Raw genomic sequence first — 19,130 nt, forward strand, 5'->3', positions numbered from 1 at the left:
CAATGTCTCTTGGGCTTTGGAACATGGAACGCGCATTGCATCGGCGCGGGGCAGGACAGGCGGAGAGTGTTGTAGAGCCAAACCGATCCTTGTGGAGCCCGTGTGCGCGCCGCTTGGGCTTGCGGCGAAACCGGATTGACGCGCTCGGCACCGTCTGCAAGTCTCGAAAAGATAAAGGCATTGCATGAGGTTCGTTCGCCTAAAGAACGAACCGGATGCTCAATCAATAACCTGCCTTTGAACAGTTTCACGTCAGGAGAACTTTTTATGTTTAAGTTGATGCGCCGGGGGCCTCGCGCGTTCGCCTCCAAACTTGCGCTGTCGCTCGTCGCGCTTTCGACCGCACTGGCCTCGCCGGTGCTTGCGGCCGGCAAGACCATCACGGCGGTAATGCATTCGGATCTGCGCATCATCGATCCGATCTTCACCACGGCCTACATCACGCGCGACCATGGCTACATGATCTACGACACGCTCGTGGCGCCCGATTCGAACTTCAAGATCCAGCCGCAGATGGCGGACTGGAAGATCTCCGACGACAAGCTCACCTACACCTTCACGCTGCGCGACGGCCTGAAGTGGCATGACGGTGCGCCGGTGATGGCGGAGGACTGCGTCGCCTCGCTCAAGCGCTGGGCCGCAGTCGATGGCATGGGCCAGAAACTGCTCGACTTCACCGCCAGCATCGAGGCGACCGATGCCAAGACCATCACGCTGAAGCTGAAGGAGCCCTACGGCCTCGTGCTCGACTCGATCGGCAAGCCGTCCTCCCGCGTTGCCTTCATGATGCCGAAGCGCCTGGCCGAGACGCCGCCGGACAAGCAAATCCCCGAGCAGATCGGTTCGGGTCCTTTCAAGTTCGTGCAGTCGGAATTCCAGCCGGGCGTGAAGGCGGTCTATGTCAAGAACACCGATTACGTGCCGCGCAAGGAGCCGTCGAGCTGGACCTCCGGCGGCAAGGTGGTGAAGGTCGACCGCGTCGAGTGGATCACCATGCCGGACTCGCAGACCGCGGTGAACGCGTTGCAGTCGGGCGACATCGACTTCGTGGAAAATCTGCCTTACGACATGCTCCCGTTACTGGAAGCGAACAAGGACATCACGATCGAGGTCTCGAACAAGTTCGGTTTCCAGACGCTCGGCCGGATGAACTTCCTTTATCCGCCGTTCGATAATGTCAAAGTGCGCCGTGCTGCCTTTCTGGCGATAAACCAGAAGGACGTTCTCGACGCGCTCGTCGGCAACGCCAAATATCAGAAGGTCTGTGGCGCCTTCTTCGTGTGCGATACGCCGTTCGCGACGGAGGCCGGTGCCGAGACCCTGGTGAAGGGCAACGGCATGGCCGAAGCCAAGAAGGCGCTCGCCGAATCCGGCTATGACGGCACCCCGATCGTGATCATGGCCCCCGGCGATGTCACGACGCTGAAGGCGCAGCCGATCGTTGCGGCTCAGTTGCTGCGCGAGGCCGGCTTCAAGGTCGACCTGCAAGCGACCGATTGGCAGACGGTGGTGAGCCGCCGCGCCAGTCAGAAGCCTCCGAAAGAGGGCGGCTGGAACATGTTCTTCACCAACTGGGTCGCGGCCGACGTCTCCAACCCGATCGCCAATCTCTCGATCGGCGGCCAAGGCAAGAAGGGCTGGTTCGGTTGGGCCGAGAACGCCAAGATCGAAAAGCTCAAGGACGACTTCGTTCGCGCCGCCTCGCTCGACGATCAGAAGAAGATCGCCTCTGACATCCAGAAGGAAGCCTATGAGCAGGTGATCTACATCCCGCTGGGGCAGTATCTCCTGCCGAGCGGCTGGCGCAAATCGCTGACCGGCGTGCTCGACGGTCCCGCGACCCCGCTGTTCTGGAACGTCGACAAGTCGGAGTAGGGCAAAGGCCCTTCCTTTCGTCCGGATCATCATGCGGCGCCGCTGTCATCAGCGGCGCCGCTCTTTTGCCAGTCTCGGTCCTTTGTTGACCTTACGCCGGCTGAGAAAGCGGATGCTTTCAACGTTCCCAGTCTGCGGTCATTGCTATTTGTTTCGATCCAGAACTAGATGTGTCGTGCTCGCGCATCATCTTCCTCCCTCCATTTGATTCCAGTGCCGATCGATTTTGCATTCCAGGCGATGGCCGAACGGTCCGATCGCGCGCCGGCACGATGGCGCCGGCCATTCCGGCGTTGGCTCGATGGCGTCGAGACGGGCTGGGCCGTGCCGCTTCTCGTCGCCTGCTTCGTCGGGATCTGGACGCTCTATCTGGCAGTCGCCTATGCCGGCAGCGGTCTGCACCCCGATACGCTGGAGGCCTGGACGCTGGGGCGGCATTTCGCGTGGGGCTATCCCAAGCATCCGCCATTGACCGGCTGGGTTGCCGCGAGCTGGAGCGCCATTTTTCCGCTCACCGACTGGTCGCTGCAATTGATGGCGATGGCCAACGCCGGGCTCGCGCTGGTCTTCGTCGATCGGATCGCGCGGCAATTCGTGAGGGGGCACAAGCGCGTCCTGGTGCTGTTGCTCCTGATGCTGACGCCGGCCTATCAATTCCATGCCCAGCGCTTCAACGCCAATGCGGTGCTGCTGGCGGTCTGGCCGCTGGCGACCTGGTGCTTCCTGCGCGCATTCGAGACCCGAGCGGCGTCGTGGGCGGTTGCCGTGGGATGCACGACGGCACTGGCCATGGTCGGCAAATATTATTCGATCTTCCTTGTCGCGAGCTTCACGTTTGCCGCGCTGGCGCATCCGGCGCGACGCGCCTATTTCACTTCCGCCTCGCCCTGGATTTCGGTCGTCGTCGGGCTTGCGGCGCTGTCACCGCATCTTCATTGGCTCGCGACCACGGGGGCATCGACCTTCACCTACGCGCTGAACCATGCCAACGGCACTGCGGCGAGTTCTGCTGCTGATGTCAGGAACTTCCTTTTGGGCCTGTTGGCGGCCATGAGTGTGTCAGCCGTCAGCTGGGTATTGATCGCCGGCACGCGGCTGAAGCAGTTTCCGGACGATTTCGCGGCGATGAATCCGGGCCTGCGGCTCCTCTTTTACGTTGCCGTCGGCACGATTGCGCTGCCGGTCCTGATCTCGCTCGTGATGGGCACCGATCTGCCGTCGCTATGGGCTTTGCAAGGGTTGTTTCTGTTCGCCATTCTCGTGGTCTGCGGCGCAAATTATTCAATCGAGCGCTTTTACACCGTCAACCTCACCGTGGTCGTGGCCGGTGTCGCGCTCACGGCCGTCCTCGTCGCCGCGCCGACCCACGCGGTCTATCGCAACGATCACGGTTACGAGGAGGGGCGCAATTTCTACGCGCAAGCGGCGAGCCGATTGACACGCGAGTGGCGCGAACTGACGGACGAGCCGCTCGCCGCCGTCAGCGGCGACGATTCACTGGCCTTCGCGACAGCCTTCTACAGCCCGGACCACCCGCACCACGTGCGGCCGTTCGAGGATCAATATCTCGGGGGCTTGCCGCACAAGACGACGCTGGAGCGCGGCTGGGCCGCGCTCTGTTTTCGCGATCAGGATGATTGCAGCCGGTGGATGGACTCGGTGGCCGGGCGCGCCGGGCATTTCATCAGGCGGGAACTTATCATACAGGCGCAGCTATGGGGCCGGCCCGGTCTCACGCGGGAAGTGGTTGTGCTGATGGTGCCGCCCCGTGGAAGCGGCGCGGCACCCGAAGGCATTGCGGACGATTTCAGCGCCAGCAGGCGCGCAACGGAATAGGCGTCTTGCTCAGCAGTGGCTGTCGCGGACCCGCTCGAGCCCTTCACTCGCGAATGGCACGGTGACGGCGGTCTTTTCGGCGCTCGACGGCGTGCGTTCCGTCTCCGCCCGTTCCGCGGCGTCGTGGTCTTTACGGTGTTTCGGTTCCATTGAAGCGCCCTTTCAAATTGTTGCAGTACAACATCGAGAGCGCCACGGAGTTCCTCAGCCGATGGCGCGATGATGCGGCCTGAACAACCGTCCTCTCTCCACCACCAGCACGATCGCGAGCGCGGCGAGGGACGACACGAAGAAGCCGACCGAGTACGGCAGCAACGTGCCGTCGAAGCTTTGTCCGATGGCCATGCCGACGGCGATGCCGATCAGCGTGGTGATCGAGCCGTAGAGCGAGGACGCCGTGCCGGCGATGTGGCCCTGCGGCTCCATGGCGAGTGCAGTGAAGTTGGCGACCATCATGCCGAACGAGAACATCATCAGCGCCGAGAGCACCATGAACAGGGGAAGCGGCAACGCGGCGAGGCTTTCCGTCAGCAGCATCACTCCCGCCACCGCGGTGTAGAGCGTCAGCGCGCCGTGCGAGATCACGCGCATGCCGAGGGTCCCGACGAATCGCGCATTGAGAAAGCCGGCAATGGCGGTGCCGGCCGCGATCCCGGCGAAGGCGAGCGGAAAATAATGGCCGAGGTGATAGATGCCGACAAAAACTTGCTGAGCCAAAAATACGTAGGCGAACAGCGCGCCCATGACGCTACCGGCGGCGAGCGCATAGCCGAGGGTTTGGCGATGGGTCACGGTCTGCCAGTAGGCCGTGAGCACGTCGGCCGGCGCAAGCGACCTGCGTTCGCTCTCAGGCAGGGTCTCCGGAAGCCGCAGCACGGACCATGCAAGCGCGAGCAGCCCGTAGAGCATCAGCACGACGAAGATGCCGCGCCATTGCGTCACCAGCAGCACCGCCTGTCCGAACGAAGGGGCGATCACGGGGACGGCGATGAAGATCATCATCGCAAGCGACATCACGCTCGCCATGCGGCGGCCGACGTAACAGTCGCGCACGATCGAGGTCGCGATCACGCGAGTCGCCGAGGTACCGAAACCCTGCAGTGCGCGTGCCAGCAGCAGCGTCTCGAACGACGGCGCCGCAATCGCCAGCACGCTTGCCACCGCATAGACCGCCATCCCGCCGAGCAGCACCGGGCGGCGGCCAAAGCGATCCGACAGCGGGCCCATGACGAACTGCCCCGCGCCAAAGCCGATCAGGAAGGTCGACAGCACCAGCTGAAGATGGTTGGCGACGGGGATATTGAAGGCCGACCCGATATTGGGCAGTGCCGGGAGCATCATGTCCATCGCAAGCGGATTCAGCGCCATGATCGACGCGATCACGATGACGAATTCGGGGAAACCCATGGGACGGTGTCCCGAGGACACCCAGTCGTCGGCATTGACGTCGGACAAGAAGCTCACCTCTGATTTGAGGCCCTTATCTATCTTCAATGCTGCGTTGCACAAGCAACGTTTCGGGATGGCTGGCAGGCGGTGCAGGAGCAGACAGGAATTGATGAGGTATCAGCGCTCGCGGCCGCCGCGCGCGGCGGGATCCTCCGCGCAGCTTTCGTGGTGCGGGCAGCCGGGGTCGAACCGGCACAGCGCTTGCGCGCCGAGGGATTTTAAGTCCCTTGCGTCTACCAATTCCGCCATGCCCGCTTGATCCAACGAGATCAGCCACTTAAGTCCCTTGCCGGCGGTCTGGAATTGGCATTTGCAGGCCGGAGGGGTGGTTCTTCCATAGGCGAGCCGGCGGCACAAGGCAAAGCCTCAATCCGGACATCTGTTGTTGCTTTAGGCATTCTCAATCGACGGGGACTATTCATCCGGCATGTCAGCTTTGATGCAATATCGCCTGCGCCCGTGCTGCGTGGTCGCCGCGCTGCTCGCGGCCGACTTCGCGCTGTCCGGCTGCGCCGGCATGAGCGAGACGGTCGCTCCGGCCTTTGCCGATCCCGCCAAGTACGAATTGTACGATTGCAAGCAGCTCGAAGGCGAGCGCAAGTCGATCGCCAACCGCACCGGCGATTTGCAGAGGCTGATGGAAAAGGCACAGACCGGCGCGGGCGGCGCCGTGGTGTCGGAGCTTGCCTATCGCAACGACTACATCGCAGTACGCGGGCAGGCGCAGATGGCCGATGACGCTTGGCGCCGCAACAAGTGCCGGGAAACGCCCCCCGAGGCGACGCCGGCCGCCGCGGCGCCCGCAGCCAATCCTGGCCCGATCAAGCCTGGCCCGAAATCGACAAGAGCCGTGCGCTGAAACGTCCTGACATCAGCGCCTCGCGTCAGGGCCGCCAGCCGTAGATCCAGTCCTGCCGTGCCAGCATGCGTTCCGGGCCGAGGGCGCGGACCGCAAGATCGCGCGCGAACGCGAGCGGCCCACTGAAATGATAGATGCGGCCCTGCTGCCGCGCGGTCCGCTGCACCCGCCGCACGCGCGCCTGGCGCGTCCGGCCGTATTGTCTCAGCGCTGCCGTGATGCCCGCGGTGGTCTCGGCGATCTCAGGGCTCAAATGCTGCGCGAGCACTGCGGCGTCCTCGATCGCCATGCCGGCGCCCTGGGCCGCAAACGGCAGCATCGCATGCACGGCGTCGCCGAGCAGCGCGACCGGGCCTTTACTCCAGGGGCAGTCGTCGGGGACGCCGAACAGCGCCCATTTCCGCCAGCTGTCGACTGTGGCGAGCATCATGCGCGCCGGCGGCGGCCAGCGCGGCGCGGCGAAGGCGTCCAGCACTTCGCGGGGATCGCCGGGCGTGCTCCAGCCCGGCCTGTTCCAGGTGCCCGGCAGCACCGCGACCACGTTGATCTGGCGTCCGCCCGCGATCGGGTAGGCGACGAGATGGGCATTCGGGCCCATCCAGAGCTGGACCCGGCGCGCTGTGTAGTCCTTCGGCAGTTGCGTGGCATCGAGCGTACCGCGCCAGGCAATCAGCCCGGAGAAGCGCGGCTGCACCTCGGGGAATAGATGCTGGCGCACCGTCGACCAGATACCGTCGGCGCCGATCAGCGCACTGGCGAGATCGCTGCGCCGGATCGTGCCGCTGCGATGAACCACCGTCAGCCCCTTGGCGTGAGGCGCGACGTCTTCGAAGGTCGCGCCGAGTTTCAGGTCGATATCGGGATGGTCGGAAACTGCGCCGGCGAGGGCGGATTGCAGGTCGGCGCGGTGCACCACCCAATAGGGGGCGCCGGCGCGCTCGGCGGCGGCTTCTCCCAGCGGCATGCGCAAAAGCTCACCGCCGGCCCGCGCGCTCATGATCGAGACTGCCTCCGGGATCACGGCGCGCAACTTGAGGCGCTCGGTGAGGCCGAGCTCGACCAGCACGCGGCTGGCGTTCGGGGAGAGTTGCAGACCGGCGCCGACTTCCTCGAGCCGCTCGGCCTTTTCCAGCACGATGATGCGGAAGCCGCGGGCCGCGAGCGCAAGCGCAGCCGTCAGTCCACCGATGCCGGCACCGGCGATGACAATCGTTCGGGAGAGCGCCACCCCTGGCCGATGGAAGCGGTCAGGCCACCTTGTCCTTCAGGACGCATTCCGGCGGACGGGCTTCGCCCGCCTTCAGGTCGGCGGCGAAACGGTACAGAGTCGAGCAGTACGGGCAGATGATCTCGTTGTCGTTGCCGAGGTCGAGGAAGACGTGCGGATGATCGAACGGAGGGTTGGCGCCCACGCACATGAACTCTTGCGAGCCGATCTCGATGACGGGGACACCGGCATCGTTGTGGAAGTGCGGGACGACATGGTCGGACATCGTACTCATCCTGGAGTGGCAATGGCGGCAGACACAATCACGACTGCCGCGGCATTATTAAGGCGCCGCGGACCATACTGGTGGGTGGAGATGATTGCTAGTCCAGCGGAACCGAAAGCTCCGCAATGCCCCATGCTCATTTGCTCATGCAAATTCGACACAATCTTGCGGCCTGAGAGAAGCCCTTCTTTCGTCGGGGACGTTGTGTCGCAATTTTGGCATACTATGTCTGTGGACGAGCGTAATTGCGACGAAAGACAACCGTTAGGCGTCAACGATCTCAGGACCGTCCAGGCTCTCCGCATGAAGTGGTTGCGAATCAGCACAGCGTTGACCGGTATCGCGGCATGCGGCTTCATGCTCGCGCAGGTAGCACCGCACGCCCGCGAGGCCGGGGCGATTCTGGCCGCCCAGGACGATCCCGCCGCGCTCTCAGAGATCAAGCTCGACGCGCTGCTGCGGCACAACGACCGCCTGATTCAAGACAACATCGAGGTCGCGCTCGCATCGGGCGATGCCGATCTTGCCGACAGTTTTGTCGCACTGGCGCGCGACCGCAACATCGCGCTGCCTGACGACCTCCTGAGCCATGTCGGTGACGCGGTCAAAGCCGAAAACTCCACCTCGCATTTCGCAAAACGGTTTGCCGCCGGTCTCGTTACCGGCAACGCGGATGATGTTGCGAGCTTGTCGGGAACCGTGGCCGGCGATCTCTTCGTCATCGGTGACATCAGGGACGTCGTCCGCGAGGGCAAGCACCTCGCCATGGGCGAGGAGACCGATCGCCTGGTGCTGGGCCTTGCGGCCGCGGGTCTCGCGGTCACGGCCGTGACCTACGTCTCCGTCGGCGGTGCCGCGCCGGTTCGCGCCGGGCTGACGCTGGTGAAGGACGCGCGCAAGGTCGGCCGGCTCGGCGAGGGACTAGCGGCATGGGCCGGCCGGTCCGCGCGCGAGGTCGTCGATACGCCGATGCTCCAGAACGCGGTTGCCTCCGGCTCGGTGCTGCGGCCGGGCCAGACCTTGAGCGCGATCAAGGCCGCGTTCCGCGCCGAGAAGGCCGGCGCGCTGGTTCGGCTCGGCAAGGATGTCACGCGCGTGGTCGAGAAGACCGGCACGCGCGGCGCGATGGATAGCTTGCGCATCGCTGAAGGTCCCAAGGACGTCGCACGCGCGGCGCGGCTCGCGGAAGCGCAGGGCGGCAAGACGCGCGCGATTCTGAAGCTGCTCGGCCGCGGCGCGCTGCTGCTGATCGGCGGGGCGTTCAATCTTGCACTCTGGCTGTTCGGTGCGGCGTTGACGCTGCTCGGCCTGTTGTCCTCGATCAAGGCGACGACGGAGCGCCTGACCCAGGCCTGGTGCGATCGCAGACGGGCGCGGCGACTTCGCCGGGCGCGGATCGCCGCCGAAGCCGTTCTGGCAAGCCCTGCCATCACGGCCTAAGATACCTCTTCCCCTCAAGATTGCGGAACTGATGATGCCGAGCTTTCACAACGGCGCCGTTGAAATTGCCTATCTCGACGAAGGCGAGGGCGATCCGATCATCCTGGTGCACGGCTTTGCCTCCAGCAAGAACGTGAACTGGGTCTATCCGACCTGGGTCTCGGAGCTGCGCAAGAACGGCCGCCGTGTCATTGCGCTCGACAATCGCGGCCATGGCGAAAGCGCAAAGCTCTACGAGCCCGCGCAGTACTCCATCCCGACCATGGCCGGCGACGTGCTCGCGCTGATGGATCACCTCGCCATCCCGCAGGCCGATCTCATGGGCTATTCGATGGGCGGACGGATGACGGCCTGGCTCTCCCTCAACGAGCCGCAGCGCCTGCGTTCGGCAATCCTTGGCGGCATCGGCATCGGCGGCCTGATCGAGGGCACCGGGCCCGGCGAGAACGTCGCGAAGGCGCTGGAAGCGCCCTCGCTCGACGACGTCTCCGATCCCGTCGGACGCACGTTTCGTGCTTTTGCAGACCAAACCCGTTCCGACCGCAAGGCGCTGGCCGCCTGCCTGCGCGGCACGCGCGATCTCATGACGAAGGACGAAGCCGCGCGCATCGACGTGCCCGTGCTGATCGCGGTCGGCAGCACCGACGACGTCGCGGGTTCGGCCAGCGCACTCGGTGCCATCATCCCGGGTTCGGAAGTGCTCGATATTCCCGGTCGCGATCACATGCGCGCAGTCGGCGACAAGGTCTACAAGACTGGCGTGCTCGATTTCCTCTCACGCCGCGCCTGAGGCGATGAGGCGGTTTCAGCTATCCTGAAATGTCTCGTTACAGTGGGCCATCCACTCCCTTCGGCAACCGTCCATTCCTGTACCTAGGGATCGGGGTTCGCTAAGGGCGCATATGAGACTCAGCTCGAAGCCACAGCTTTATCGAGGTCAATCGGATACTTGCAATTCCGATCCGTCCAACTGCGCACGGCCTCCGTCGGCGCGTCGCGCAGCCCGGTAACGGCCGGGCGACTGACCAATGTGCCGGTGAAACAACTTCGAAAACGCCGCTGCAGTCTCGTAACCGATCCGGTTGGCAATCCGTGCGATCGGTTCGTCGCTGGTTTCCAGCAGGAACGCCGCCTCCGCCATCCGGCGTTCGATCACATAACGTTGCATGGGCTGGCCCACGAGCCTAGTGAAGCGCGCCGAAAATGCCGAGCGGCCGAGCCCGACGCGACGGCCTAGGTCGCTCAGCGTCCAAAGCTGCTCCGGACTTTCGTGAATCAGCTTCAGCGCCGGTCCGATATGGGGGTCAGAAATGGCCCCGATCCAGCCGCCTTGCCCGGGACTGAGAGACGCGATCCAGCTTCGCAGCACCTCGACGAAGAGCACTTCCGTCAGTCGTGAAAGCGCGACGCCTTGGCCAGGACGCTCGAGCGCGGACTCGCTCATCATGCGGCGCAGGATGGCTTCAAGCCAACCACGGTCGGACGTCGGCTTCAGCAAGAGCACGGGTGGAAGCAACTCCAGCACGCTGCCAAACGTCGGCCGCGACACCGTGAAATTGCCGCAGAGCATGGTCGAGAGCGGCTTTGCACGGCTGCCGTGACGAACGAATCCGAGGCGTGGCGACGACCGTTCGATATCCACGATGCGCAAAGGCTCGGCCCGGCGATCCGAATAAAACACATGGGGCTCGCCACGTGTGATGACGACAAAATCGCCCCCGGTGATCTGGATTTCCTCTCCCTGTTCGAGCGCGAGGGTCGCTGAACCTTGGCTGAGATAGTGAAACAGGGCGTAGGGGCGCGCCGGCAACTCAAGATGCCAGGGATGGCCGAGCTCGAAGTGAAAGAGCAGCGTCCCGCCGAGACGAACCCGATCGAGCACCTGGGTGAGTATATCCATCCCCCGAGACTAGAACCGCGGACGATCGGACACAAGACACGGACGATTGGTCCCTATCGTCCGAGAGGTCCACGGAATACGTCATGCCACGGCGGGCCGACCGGACGTGCGGCAACCATTTCGCCAACGGCAGATGGAAGAACCGCGACCTTGCTGGAAACGCCTGTCCATTCCCCCGGACTACTTTCGTCCGACATGCCAACAGGAACAAACAATGCGAACTATTCTCCTCTCAGCCGCCACCGTCCTCCTGGCCGGAACGACGTTGGTCGGAGCCGTACATTCCGCCGAACTGCCCAAGGGGGCAGCGCACAACGTCGTGCTCGTGCACGGCGCCTTCGTAGACCAGACGAGCTGGCAGCCGGTTGCCGATATTCTCACCAAGAAAGGCTACAACGTCACGCTCGTCGAAAATCCACTCACTTCGCTCGCCGCCGACGTCGATGCGACCAAACAGGCGCTCGCGAAGCAAGCCGGCAGGACCGTTCTGGTCGGCCACTCATGGGGCGGCGTGGTGATCACGCAAGCCGGCAACGATCCCAAGGTTTCGGCGCTGGTTTATGTGTCCGCCTTTGCGCCGGAGGTCGGTGAATCGCTGGCGTCGCTGGCAAAGGCCGGTCCGCCGACCGAAGGCGGCAAGGCGATCCACCCCGATGCGAAGGGCAATCTGTACATCGATCCAAAGGTGTTTCCGTCAGCCGTCGCGGCTGACCTTCCTCCGGAGATCGCCGCGCACCTGGCCAACTCGCAGCTTCCGCTGAACCACGTTGCATTCGAAGCCCCGGTCGACGTTGCGGCCTGGCATGACAAGCCGACGTTCTACGTCATCAGCACGAAGGACAAAGTCCTCGCGCCCGAGGCCCAGAAGTCGTTCGCGGCCAGGATCCACGCCCAGACGACGGAAGTCACCGGCAGCCATGCCTCGCTCGTCGTCCATGCGAAGCAGGTCGCTGAGGTGATCGAAAAAGCCGCCCTCACGAGGTGACGGTGCCGCTCCCGGCGCTGTGGCGCCGGGAGCCCGCGCGCTCCCGCTCGACCATTTTAAGCCAGGCATCCGTAGAGTGCTGAAACGTCCTGACGACACTTCAGCTCACGGACGTGAACACCTCCAATCGCGGAACGCAACAAGTGTTGTCATGATGTGAGCGACGCATTGGAATGGACATTCCTGCATGTATAAGGCACTTCTTGTCACCCTCACTGCTGTGGCTCTTACCACCGTGTCTGCCGCGTCTGCTCCCGCCGTCAGCAGAGAGCCGCTGAATGCTGCGACGCTCAGCGCAATCAAATCGAAGTTCGGAAGGCTGATGAAATTGGCAAACAAGCATGATTTCAAGGCTCTGCATCGGATGTTCTGGCAATCGCCCTCGGCCCTTTTGGTGGCCAAGAGCGCGATCCCGTCCGAGGGAAACTGGGCCGGCTTATGGGGTAACGCGGCGATTGATCAATAGCTGCATTATATCGGTAGCCCGGTCCGGTCGTACTCGAGCCAGATTTTTCGAAGCTCAGGGTTGTCGGCCTGACGCGCGACGTCGCCGAGTCCTATGTGCCGATGAACATCACCGTCTCTTATGCGGGGCAAGATGGAACAGCCAGGCCGTTTCTCATGATCAGCAACTGGCTTCGCGTCGGGAAGGACTGGAGGGTCGCTTCCGAAATCATTCTTCCGGTGCCGGCGGCACCGGCACAAAGAGCTAGCCGCGGAACGCCTCAGTTGTTGTACGGCACTGACCGTCTCGCACTTGGGTCCGTTTTCACGCAGCCGGCTGACTAACGGCTGGTCGTGCTCATGCCACCGCCCCGCCGCGTGTGCCGATTTGCGGGGGCGATGAAGGGCTCCAAACACCCTTGAGAACGAATGCGCTGGTCTTACTGGATAAACGCGATCGCTGCTCGGACGAAACCAGGCACGATGGCGCTTCACCCCAATCTCACCGCGCTTTGCTGTCTTCCCCAAGGCGGCGCGCCAGCGCCATCAGCACGGTGAAGGTCGCAACCCACACCATCCGCGCGCCGTAGCGGTCGTGCGGGCCGGAGATCACGCCGCAGATGAAGGCATTGCCGAGCAGCGCCAGCGTGATGGTCGCCGCCAGCAAGGTCAGGTCGTCGAGCCGGCGGTTCGCGAGGGCATGCGCCAGCAGCGCGACCAGCGCCAGCATCGAGGCCAGCGCGACGGGAACGTGCAGCCAGTTGATGGTGTCGAAATCGAGTCCCCAATTCTGCTGGCGCGCGGCGCGCATCGGCGCGGCCTGCGAGGGGACATAACGTTCGATGATGCCGCGGGTGTGCGGGATCCAGCCATTGGTGCCTTCGCCGGTCGCCACATGCAGCAATTGCTGGCCCAGCGCCTGCAAGGCCGCGCCGGCCTGCCAAGCCGGATAGTCGGCGAGCGAACCCACGACGATGGTGCCCATCTCGTCGTTCATGCCTTCGAAGCGGCCGAGCGTGTTGAACATGCTCTTGCCCCACAGGAATTCGTCGGCGCTCGCCGGCAATTGGTCGCGATAGGGGCAGAGCTTGAGTTTTTCGCGTGGGCAATGGTCATTGAGATAACGCGCAACGATGCCGTCCTGCATCATGCGGCCGAAGGCGACGCCGGTGCCGCCGGGCGTCCACGTCCACTTGCCCGACAAGGCATGGTTCGCCGACACCAGCATCAGGCCGCCAGCGAGGATGGTGAGGCTCGCTTGGGCCAATCCGGCGATCGGAAGCCGGCGCCCCAGCAACGGCCGCGCCATCCAGCCGGCGATGCAGAGCCCGAGCAGCACGCCGAGCGTGGCGCTGTGGGTCGCGGCGGCAAAGGCCGTGAAGACGAACAGCGAGATTTTTTCGAGCGCCGAGGTCCGCGGCCCGCCGACGACCAGCAGGAATAGCGACAGCACCGACAGGCCTGCAAAAATGTCGGTGAGCAGCATGCTCGCAAGCCAGGGCAGCGCAGTCGACAGGATCAGGAGCAGGCTGATCACGACGAAACGGAACGTCTGCATCATCGAGAGCACGCGCAAGGTGAGCTGCAACAGCCACAGCGTGGCCAGCGACTGGACCGCGAGGTTGATCCAGAACCCTGAACTTTCGCCATAGTGCAGATAGATGCCGAAGACGGTGGAGCGGCTCGGGACGAGATAGCCCTCGTACCAGCGCGCCAGATAGCCTCCGGTATCCCATTGCAACAGCGGATAGCCGTTCCAGAATGCCGGCGCGATCAACAGGAGCGGCAGGGCGATGGCGGCGAGCCGCAGCCAGAGTGAGCCCGCGGCGCCCGCGCGCGCATGATCGGTGGTGATGGTCAAATCCGCTCCGTCCTCACTCGGACCATGCCCGTAATTACCGTTGAGGCGGAATTCACCAATAGTTTGACGCCGCCCGGCTTGAATTTGGCGAAACCCTGACCATTTTGAGCCGACCTTGCCGCCCGGGGTGTCGGAAGAAACTGTTGTGATTCAACGCGTTGGCATGCCCCCGCCGGACAACGCACTGTTCACTCTCAGGCAAGCCCGTCAGGACTTTGTCGCCTAGACTGTGTTATAGAACCAGTGAAACGAGCCAATTCGAAAGAGCAGATCTCATGGCAGTGCATCAGGTCAATCCGGGAGGAAAGCTTGCAACGCTTGATCCGATCTGGGATCGGATCCGCGGCGAAGCGGAGGACATCGTCCATCGCGAGCCGGAGCTTGCGACCTTCATCTATTCGACGGTGCTGCATCACAGCCGCCTGGAAGATGCGGTGATCCATCGAGTCGCCGACCGGCTCGATCATTCCGCGCTGTCGGGCGATCTCGTGCGCCAGACCTATGACGAGGCGCTGCGCGACGATCCCGATCTCGGCAACGCCTTCCGCGCCGATCTCGTCGCCGTCTACGATCGCGACCCCGCGACCTCGCGCTTCATCGATCCCTTGCTCTATTTCAAGGGCTTTCACGCCATCCAGACCCACCGCCTCGCGCATTGGCTCTATCTGAAGGGCCGCAAGGATTTTGCGTATTATCTGCAGAGCCGGGCGTCTGCGGTATTCCAGACCGACATCAATCCCGCCGCGCGCATCGGCCGCGGCATCTTCCTCGACCACGCCACCGGCTTCGTCTGCGGTGAGACTGCGCTGATCGAGGACGACGTCTCGATCCTGCATGGCGTTACGCTCGGCGGCACCGGCAAGGAGAACGAGGACCGCCATCCGAAAATCCGCCACGGCGTCCTGATCGGCGCCGGCGCGAAGATCCTCGGCAACATCGAGATTGGTCATTGCGCGCGCATCGCGGCGGGCTCGGTCGTGGTCAAACCGGTGCCGCACAACGTGACGGTCGCAGGCGTGCCTGCCAAGGTCGTCGGCGAAGCTGGCTGCGCCGAGCCGTCGCGCACCATGGATCAGATGATCAACGCCATGGGACTCTGAGATGGGCCTCTGAGGCGGGCCTTCGAGCTTGTCGGAAGGGGCGGATTTTCCGCCCCTTTCGTCCCAAAATTCTTTGGCAATTCATGCTGGCGGTTGGTCGCGTCTCGTCCTAAAACCCGCGCCAACCCAGATTTCGATTGGAGACTTGCCGTGGACGTCAAGGAAGTTAGGAAGCTCGACGCGTATTTGAAGCGCGTATTCGGCAATCCCAAGATCCGCGTCGTGCCGCGGCCGAAGAAGGATGATTCCGCCGAGGTCTATATCGGCGAGGAATTCATCGGTGTGCTCTTCGTCGACGACGAGGACGATGATCGCTCGTTCCAATTCCAGATGGCGATCCTCGAGGACGACCTCGTCGACCAGGAATAGTTCGGCGATCGTCTCGCTCAACGGGGCCGCGCGGGCGCGGCTCCATGCCTTTGCTTTCTTGCAAGAACATATATCTGCGAGGGTGATGTTCAGCTCAGGTCGTGCAGGTCTTTTCCGAGGGGAGGTGTCAGACGGAACGTCGAGAATACGACTTCTAGCCCCGCCCGTTCGGGTGTGCAGGCCATCGGTCCCACAAGGTAGGAGTTTGCTTTAGGAAACGCCGCCAGCCGCATGAGGGGCCAGGATTTGCCGTCGGCCGAAACCTGCAGACGAAGGACACCGTTGGCGATGGTCGCGCGGACCCAGAAATCGCTGGCATTATGCTCATAGGGTGCTGTCGCCCAGTCTGATTGCCCGTTTGTCAGCACGCTCGCGAGCATAGCGCGGCCATCCGACAATTCGATTCCGGCTTTGACCCAATGATGCGCGTCGAGGCGCACCATGATGCCCGCCTGATCATAGAGCGCCCGGAAATCGCCCTGAACACGCAAATCTGCGGTGAATGCTTCGCCTGTCGGAAAGCCCAGGAAATGTCCGCTATCGCGATTGAAGCCGTAATGGGTTTCGCGCCAGAAATCCGTGGCCTTGTCCGTGAGGATCCGCAGGTCATCACCCTCTGCCGCCCATCGCTGCGGTTCATTTAGCCACACACCGTCACTTCTGCGGAGAATCATGACTAACCTCTGTCGCGGATGCCTGCCGGTTCGGTCCGTGAGTCGGACGAGCACGGCATCGTGCATTGAGATGAAAAGGCAATGTAGCCGAGATTGCTTCGCTTCGCTCGCAGGGACGAGCAACAGCTTCACCGCCGCCCCATCCTGACACCATACGCGCGAAGCTGACTTCGAAAAATACGAAGCATTACAGGAGCTTGGCTACTGTGCATGGGGTTGTTTTCGCAGTTTTTGTTTTGGAGGCGCAGGTCGCGCGGTCGCGTTCAGCCCTTCGGGCCGCGCAGCTGCGCCGTCAGCTTCTCCATCGCTTCCGCCGTATCGCGCCACTGCGACAGCCAGCTGCGCGGAAAGCGGAAGGTGAGGTCGGCGCCGCCGACGCGGCGTTCGGCGAGGCACATGCCGGGCGTCGCACCATCGCGCGTGCAGCGCGCGGTCAGCGCGGGACTTGCGGCAGAATAGAGATCCTCGGTGCCGTAAGGCGTGTCAGCGCGGAACGTCCGCATCGTCAGCCCGTCCTGGGGCATTGCCGCGGCCTGGTCGAGATAGCGCGGATAAATCGTGGCTACGCGCTGCTCGGGCGAGAGCGCATCGCGATGTGCGGCGATCGACAGGAAGATGCGGTCGATCGGCTGCACCGCCGCATCCACGCTATCGGCGGTGACGTGCTTCGGCGCGCCCGGCGGCTCCAGCGAAGGGTACAGGAAGTCGAGATCGATCCGCTCCTGTGGCCCGGAGTGGCGCTGGATCTTCATGCGGATCGCGTTGGTCGGCAGGTTGAACAGCGTGCCGCCGACGCTCACCGGCAGCTTGTCCGGGGCGTTCGCGCCGCTCGGCCCCCAGGTCGGCCACAACAAATAGGCGACGAGCGCGACGGCGCACACCGCGGCAATGCCGCCGAGCACGATCGGGACGACGTGGGCCCGGGTGCGCACCCGGGGAGATTGAGGGGAAATTGCCGAAAACACCGTCATGAGCCGCGCGAATGAGCCGGAAGTCGGCCGATGGCCGACGAATCAGCGGCGAATATGCCACGTGGTGGCGATTTCGCGGAGCGTTGGCCGGCTGCAGGGAAGGGAGAGAGGCCTGCGTGGAACGGCTGGCGGCGTTAACCTTCCCTTAAGGATAATGTAGCGTTAACCGGCACTCTTTGTCACAGGAAGGTACCTCGCGTTGCGTAAGGGCGGACTGTTCCGATGACACCTGAAGCTCTCAACACATTCTTCTCGATCGGCATTGGTTTCGCGCTCGCGGGAGCGCTCGTGAGCGGATACCAGACGGTCGCACAGCGGCCGGCCGGCTTCGGTCTGTTGCAGGACGGCGTGGCGCCGAAGACCTTCGCGGCGGTTCCGTTCCTGGTGTTCGCGGCGCCTTTCATCATCATGCGCAATACTCTGCGCGGCAGGCAGGTGGAGAGCCGCCGCGTCGAATTCGTGATGATGGCGACCGTCATCGCCGGCTTCTGGAGCATGATGAGCGGCACCTTCTTCCTGATGACGCTCCGCGCGGCCGGCGTTCTGGTCTGATGCGCGCCGCTGTAGGGCTGCCTGCGCGGCGGCCCTTTGCGTCAAGGCCGCCGTTTCGCTATGGCTGGGGTTGACGCCACAGGAGACCCTCATGGCGATCTACGAGCTCGACGGGCAGGCGCCCGACCTTCCCGCCGACGGCAACTACTTCATCGCGGAGACCGCTACCGTGATCGGCCGCGTGCGCCTGAAGCCGGGCGCGAGCGTCTGGTTCGGCGCGGTGCTGCGCGGCGACAATGAGTGGATCGAGATCGGCGAGGGCGCCAACGTGCAGGACGGCTCGACCTGCCACACCGATCTCGGTTTTCCGCTTCAGATCGGCAGGAACTGTACGGTCGGGCATAACGTCATCCTGCACGGCTGCACCATCGAGGAGGGCGCACTCGTCGGCATGGGCTCAATCGTGATGAACGGCGCCAGGATCGGGCGCAACAGCATCGTCGGCGCCGGCTCCGTCATCACCGAGGGCAAGGAGTTTCCCGAACGGTCCCTGATCATCGGCTCGCCGGCGCGGGTGATCCGCACGCTCGACGATGCTCAGGTGCAGAAGATGGGGAGTGCTGCGAAGTTCTACGTCGCCAATGGACCGCGCTTCACAAAGGGCCTCAAGCGGATCGGGTGAACTCAGCTTCCTTCGGACTCGCGCGCTTCTATTGCGCTTGCGACCTTCTCGTGCCCCGCGGACCATAGGGCATGCTCATCGCTACCGTCCTGGTACGGATTGGCTTCCGCCGGAATGTTTTTACGCGCCGCGCGTTCGCCTTCTGCAAAAGCATCGCGATCGTTCATCGTGACTGCGCCTTTCTGTTTGCGGAGCAGAAGATCAGCTTGCGCGTGATCGTGCCCGCCTTCCCGGTTTCAAGCTGATGCGACGGCATTTGTTCCGGAACCGGTCCTTGCTGCGGCGGTTGATCGGCGAAGGAGAATTTCAATGGCCAGATTGCCTATAGCCCGTTCAATCAAGACCGTGATCGTGATCTTCGCCCTTGCCGCGGTGCCGGCCGCATCGTTCGCGCAAGCCACCGGCGGCTCCACAGGATCGGCCGGAGGTGTCGCCAATTCTCCGGCTCCCGCGCCAGGCACCAACAGTCTGGGGACCGCCCAATCGTCCGGTGCGAATGCACCCGGCGTCACCACTGGGACCGGCGCAGGTGGGTCCACCGACGCCGCCGTCAACGCCGAGAACCGGCTGCTCGACAAGAAGCTCAAGAGCATCTGCCGCGGCTGCTGACGCTCGCGGGGAAGTGAGACAGTGAGGCTGTCAGGAACGCCTCAAGCCGATTAGCTTGGTCCTGCTTTGGAGCGTGGAGGGTATCCACGCA

Annotated in this window: 19 protein-coding genes, 1 tRNA gene and 1 pseudogene; 12 read left to right on the top strand and 9 right to left on the bottom strand. The window is 63.6% G+C overall.

The features are described from left to right. Positions 1–267 precede the first annotated feature (267 nt). Together IVA93_RS14080 and IVA93_RS14085 are read left to right on the top strand one after the other, a co-directional pair. A complete protein-coding gene (locus IVA93_RS14080) occupies positions 268–1,875 on the top strand; it encodes an ABC transporter substrate-binding protein (RefSeq protein ID WP_247367947.1) in 1,608 nt (535 codons plus the stop codon). Positions 1,876–2,115: 240 nt separating this feature from the next. Continuing rightward, the gene (locus IVA93_RS14085; RefSeq protein ID WP_345946592.1) at positions 2,116–3,711 is read left to right on the top strand and encodes a glycosyltransferase family 39 protein; all 1,596 of its coding nucleotides are present in this window, start codon (positions 2,116–2,118) and stop codon (positions 3,709–3,711) included. A 204-nt stretch (positions 3,712–3,915) separates the two neighbouring features. Here IVA93_RS14085 and IVA93_RS14090 read toward each other — a convergent pair whose 3' ends face one another. Together IVA93_RS14090 and IVA93_RS14095 are read right to left on the bottom strand one after the other, a co-directional pair. Beyond that, positions 3,916–5,166 (bottom strand): multidrug effflux MFS transporter, encoded by a 1,251-nt coding sequence (locus tag IVA93_RS14090; RefSeq protein ID WP_247367953.1) that lies wholly within the window; start codon positions 5,164–5,166, stop codon positions 3,916–3,918. A gap of 160 nt (positions 5,167–5,326) precedes the next feature. Then, positions 5,327–5,415 (bottom strand) — tRNA-Leu (locus IVA93_RS14095). Positions 5,416–5,587: 172 nt separating this feature from the next. Here IVA93_RS14095 and IVA93_RS14100 point away from each other — a divergent pair. Continuing rightward, the gene (locus tag IVA93_RS14100) at positions 5,588–6,019 is read left to right on the top strand and encodes a twin-arginine translocation pathway signal (RefSeq protein WP_247367956.1); all 432 of its coding nucleotides are present in this window, start codon (positions 5,588–5,590) and stop codon (positions 6,017–6,019) included. 25 nt (positions 6,020–6,044) lie between these two features. On the opposite strand, the gene IVA93_RS14105 is transcribed toward IVA93_RS14100, so the two are convergent. Both IVA93_RS14105 and IVA93_RS14110 read right to left on the bottom strand, forming a co-directional pair. Beyond that, positions 6,045–7,247, bottom strand: coding sequence for an FAD-dependent monooxygenase (locus IVA93_RS14105; protein WP_247367958.1), 1,203 nt, complete (start codon positions 7,245–7,247; stop codon positions 6,045–6,047). A gap of 19 nt (positions 7,248–7,266) precedes the next feature. After that, positions 7,267–7,512 (bottom strand): zinc-finger domain-containing protein, encoded by a 246-nt coding sequence (locus IVA93_RS14110; protein WP_007602543.1) that lies wholly within the window; start codon positions 7,510–7,512, stop codon positions 7,267–7,269. 303 nt (positions 7,513–7,815) lie between these two features. On the opposite strand from IVA93_RS14110, the gene IVA93_RS14115 reads away from it, so the two are divergent. Beyond that, positions 7,816–8,952 (top strand): hypothetical protein, encoded by a 1,137-nt coding sequence (locus tag IVA93_RS14115; protein WP_085396131.1) that lies wholly within the window; start codon positions 7,816–7,818, stop codon positions 8,950–8,952. 34 nt (positions 8,953–8,986) lie between these two features. Continuing rightward, entirely contained in the window at positions 8,987–9,742 is a 756-nt protein-coding gene (locus IVA93_RS14120) for an alpha/beta fold hydrolase (RefSeq protein WP_085396325.1), read from the top strand. Between the two features lie 147 nt (positions 9,743–9,889). On the opposite strand, the gene IVA93_RS14125 is transcribed toward IVA93_RS14120, so the two are convergent. Next, complete coding sequence (locus IVA93_RS14125) at positions 9,890–10,852, bottom strand: AraC family transcriptional regulator (protein ID WP_247367960.1); 963 nt, start codon at positions 10,850–10,852, stop codon at positions 9,890–9,892. Positions 10,853–11,066: 214 nt separating this feature from the next. Here IVA93_RS14125 and IVA93_RS14130 point away from each other — a divergent pair, with 214 nt between their 5' ends. Next, positions 11,067–11,837, top strand: a complete 771-nt coding sequence (locus IVA93_RS14130; protein WP_026232924.1) for an alpha/beta fold hydrolase — start codon at positions 11,067–11,069, stop codon at positions 11,835–11,837. 187 nt (positions 11,838–12,024) lie between these two features. Continuing rightward, positions 12,025–12,626 (top strand): annotated as a pseudogene (locus IVA93_RS14135) (hypothetical protein). A 157-nt stretch (positions 12,627–12,783) separates the two neighbouring features. Here the strand turns inward: IVA93_RS14135 and IVA93_RS14140 are convergent. Next, positions 12,784–14,142: a hypothetical protein gene (locus IVA93_RS14140; RefSeq protein WP_162496427.1), complete on the bottom strand. Its 1,359-nt coding sequence runs from the start codon at positions 14,140–14,142 to the stop codon at positions 12,784–12,786. 275 nt (positions 14,143–14,417) lie between these two features. On the opposite strand from IVA93_RS14140, the gene cysE reads away from it, so the two are divergent. Then, positions 14,418–15,242, top strand: coding sequence for a serine O-acetyltransferase (cysE, locus tag IVA93_RS14145; protein ID WP_007602549.1), 825 nt, complete (start codon positions 14,418–14,420; stop codon positions 15,240–15,242). 150 nt (positions 15,243–15,392) lie between these two features. Beyond that, entirely contained in the window at positions 15,393–15,611 is a 219-nt protein-coding gene (locus IVA93_RS14150; RefSeq protein ID WP_007602550.1) for a DUF3126 family protein, read from the top strand. 89 nt (positions 15,612–15,700) lie between these two features. Here IVA93_RS14150 and IVA93_RS14155 read toward each other — a convergent pair whose 3' ends face one another. Both IVA93_RS14155 and IVA93_RS14160 read right to left on the bottom strand, forming a co-directional pair. Next, entirely contained in the window at positions 15,701–16,285 is a 585-nt protein-coding gene (locus tag IVA93_RS14155) for a DUF1349 domain-containing protein (protein ID WP_026232925.1), read from the bottom strand. Positions 16,286–16,548: 263 nt separating this feature from the next. Beyond that, a complete protein-coding gene (locus IVA93_RS14160; protein WP_247789834.1) occupies positions 16,549–17,256 on the bottom strand; it encodes a hypothetical protein in 708 nt (235 codons plus the stop codon). A gap of 222 nt (positions 17,257–17,478) precedes the next feature. On the opposite strand from IVA93_RS14160, the gene IVA93_RS14165 reads away from it, so the two are divergent. Both IVA93_RS14165 and IVA93_RS14170 read left to right on the top strand, forming a co-directional pair. Further along, the gene (locus IVA93_RS14165) at positions 17,479–17,808 is read left to right on the top strand and encodes a DUF6949 family protein (RefSeq protein ID WP_007602553.1); all 330 of its coding nucleotides are present in this window, start codon (positions 17,479–17,481) and stop codon (positions 17,806–17,808) included. A gap of 91 nt (positions 17,809–17,899) precedes the next feature. After that, the gene (locus IVA93_RS14170) at positions 17,900–18,430 is read left to right on the top strand and encodes a gamma carbonic anhydrase family protein (RefSeq protein WP_018455332.1); all 531 of its coding nucleotides are present in this window, start codon (positions 17,900–17,902) and stop codon (positions 18,428–18,430) included. A 2-nt stretch (positions 18,431–18,432) separates the two neighbouring features. Here the strand turns inward: IVA93_RS14170 and IVA93_RS41180 are convergent, their stop codons facing one another. Continuing rightward, a complete protein-coding gene (locus IVA93_RS41180) occupies positions 18,433–18,597 on the bottom strand; it encodes a ribosome modulation factor (RefSeq protein ID WP_247371639.1) in 165 nt (54 codons plus the stop codon). Between the two features lie 142 nt (positions 18,598–18,739). On the opposite strand from IVA93_RS41180, the gene IVA93_RS14180 reads away from it, so the two are divergent. Beyond that, positions 18,740–19,039, top strand: a complete 300-nt coding sequence (locus IVA93_RS14180; protein WP_026232927.1) for a hypothetical protein — start codon at positions 18,740–18,742, stop codon at positions 19,037–19,039. Positions 19,040–19,130: the final 91 nt, after the last annotated feature.

Origin of the sequence: Bradyrhizobium sp. 155, from assembly GCF_023101105.1 — a bacterium.
GTDB lineage: Bacteria > Pseudomonadota > Alphaproteobacteria > Rhizobiales > Xanthobacteraceae > Bradyrhizobium > Bradyrhizobium canariense_D.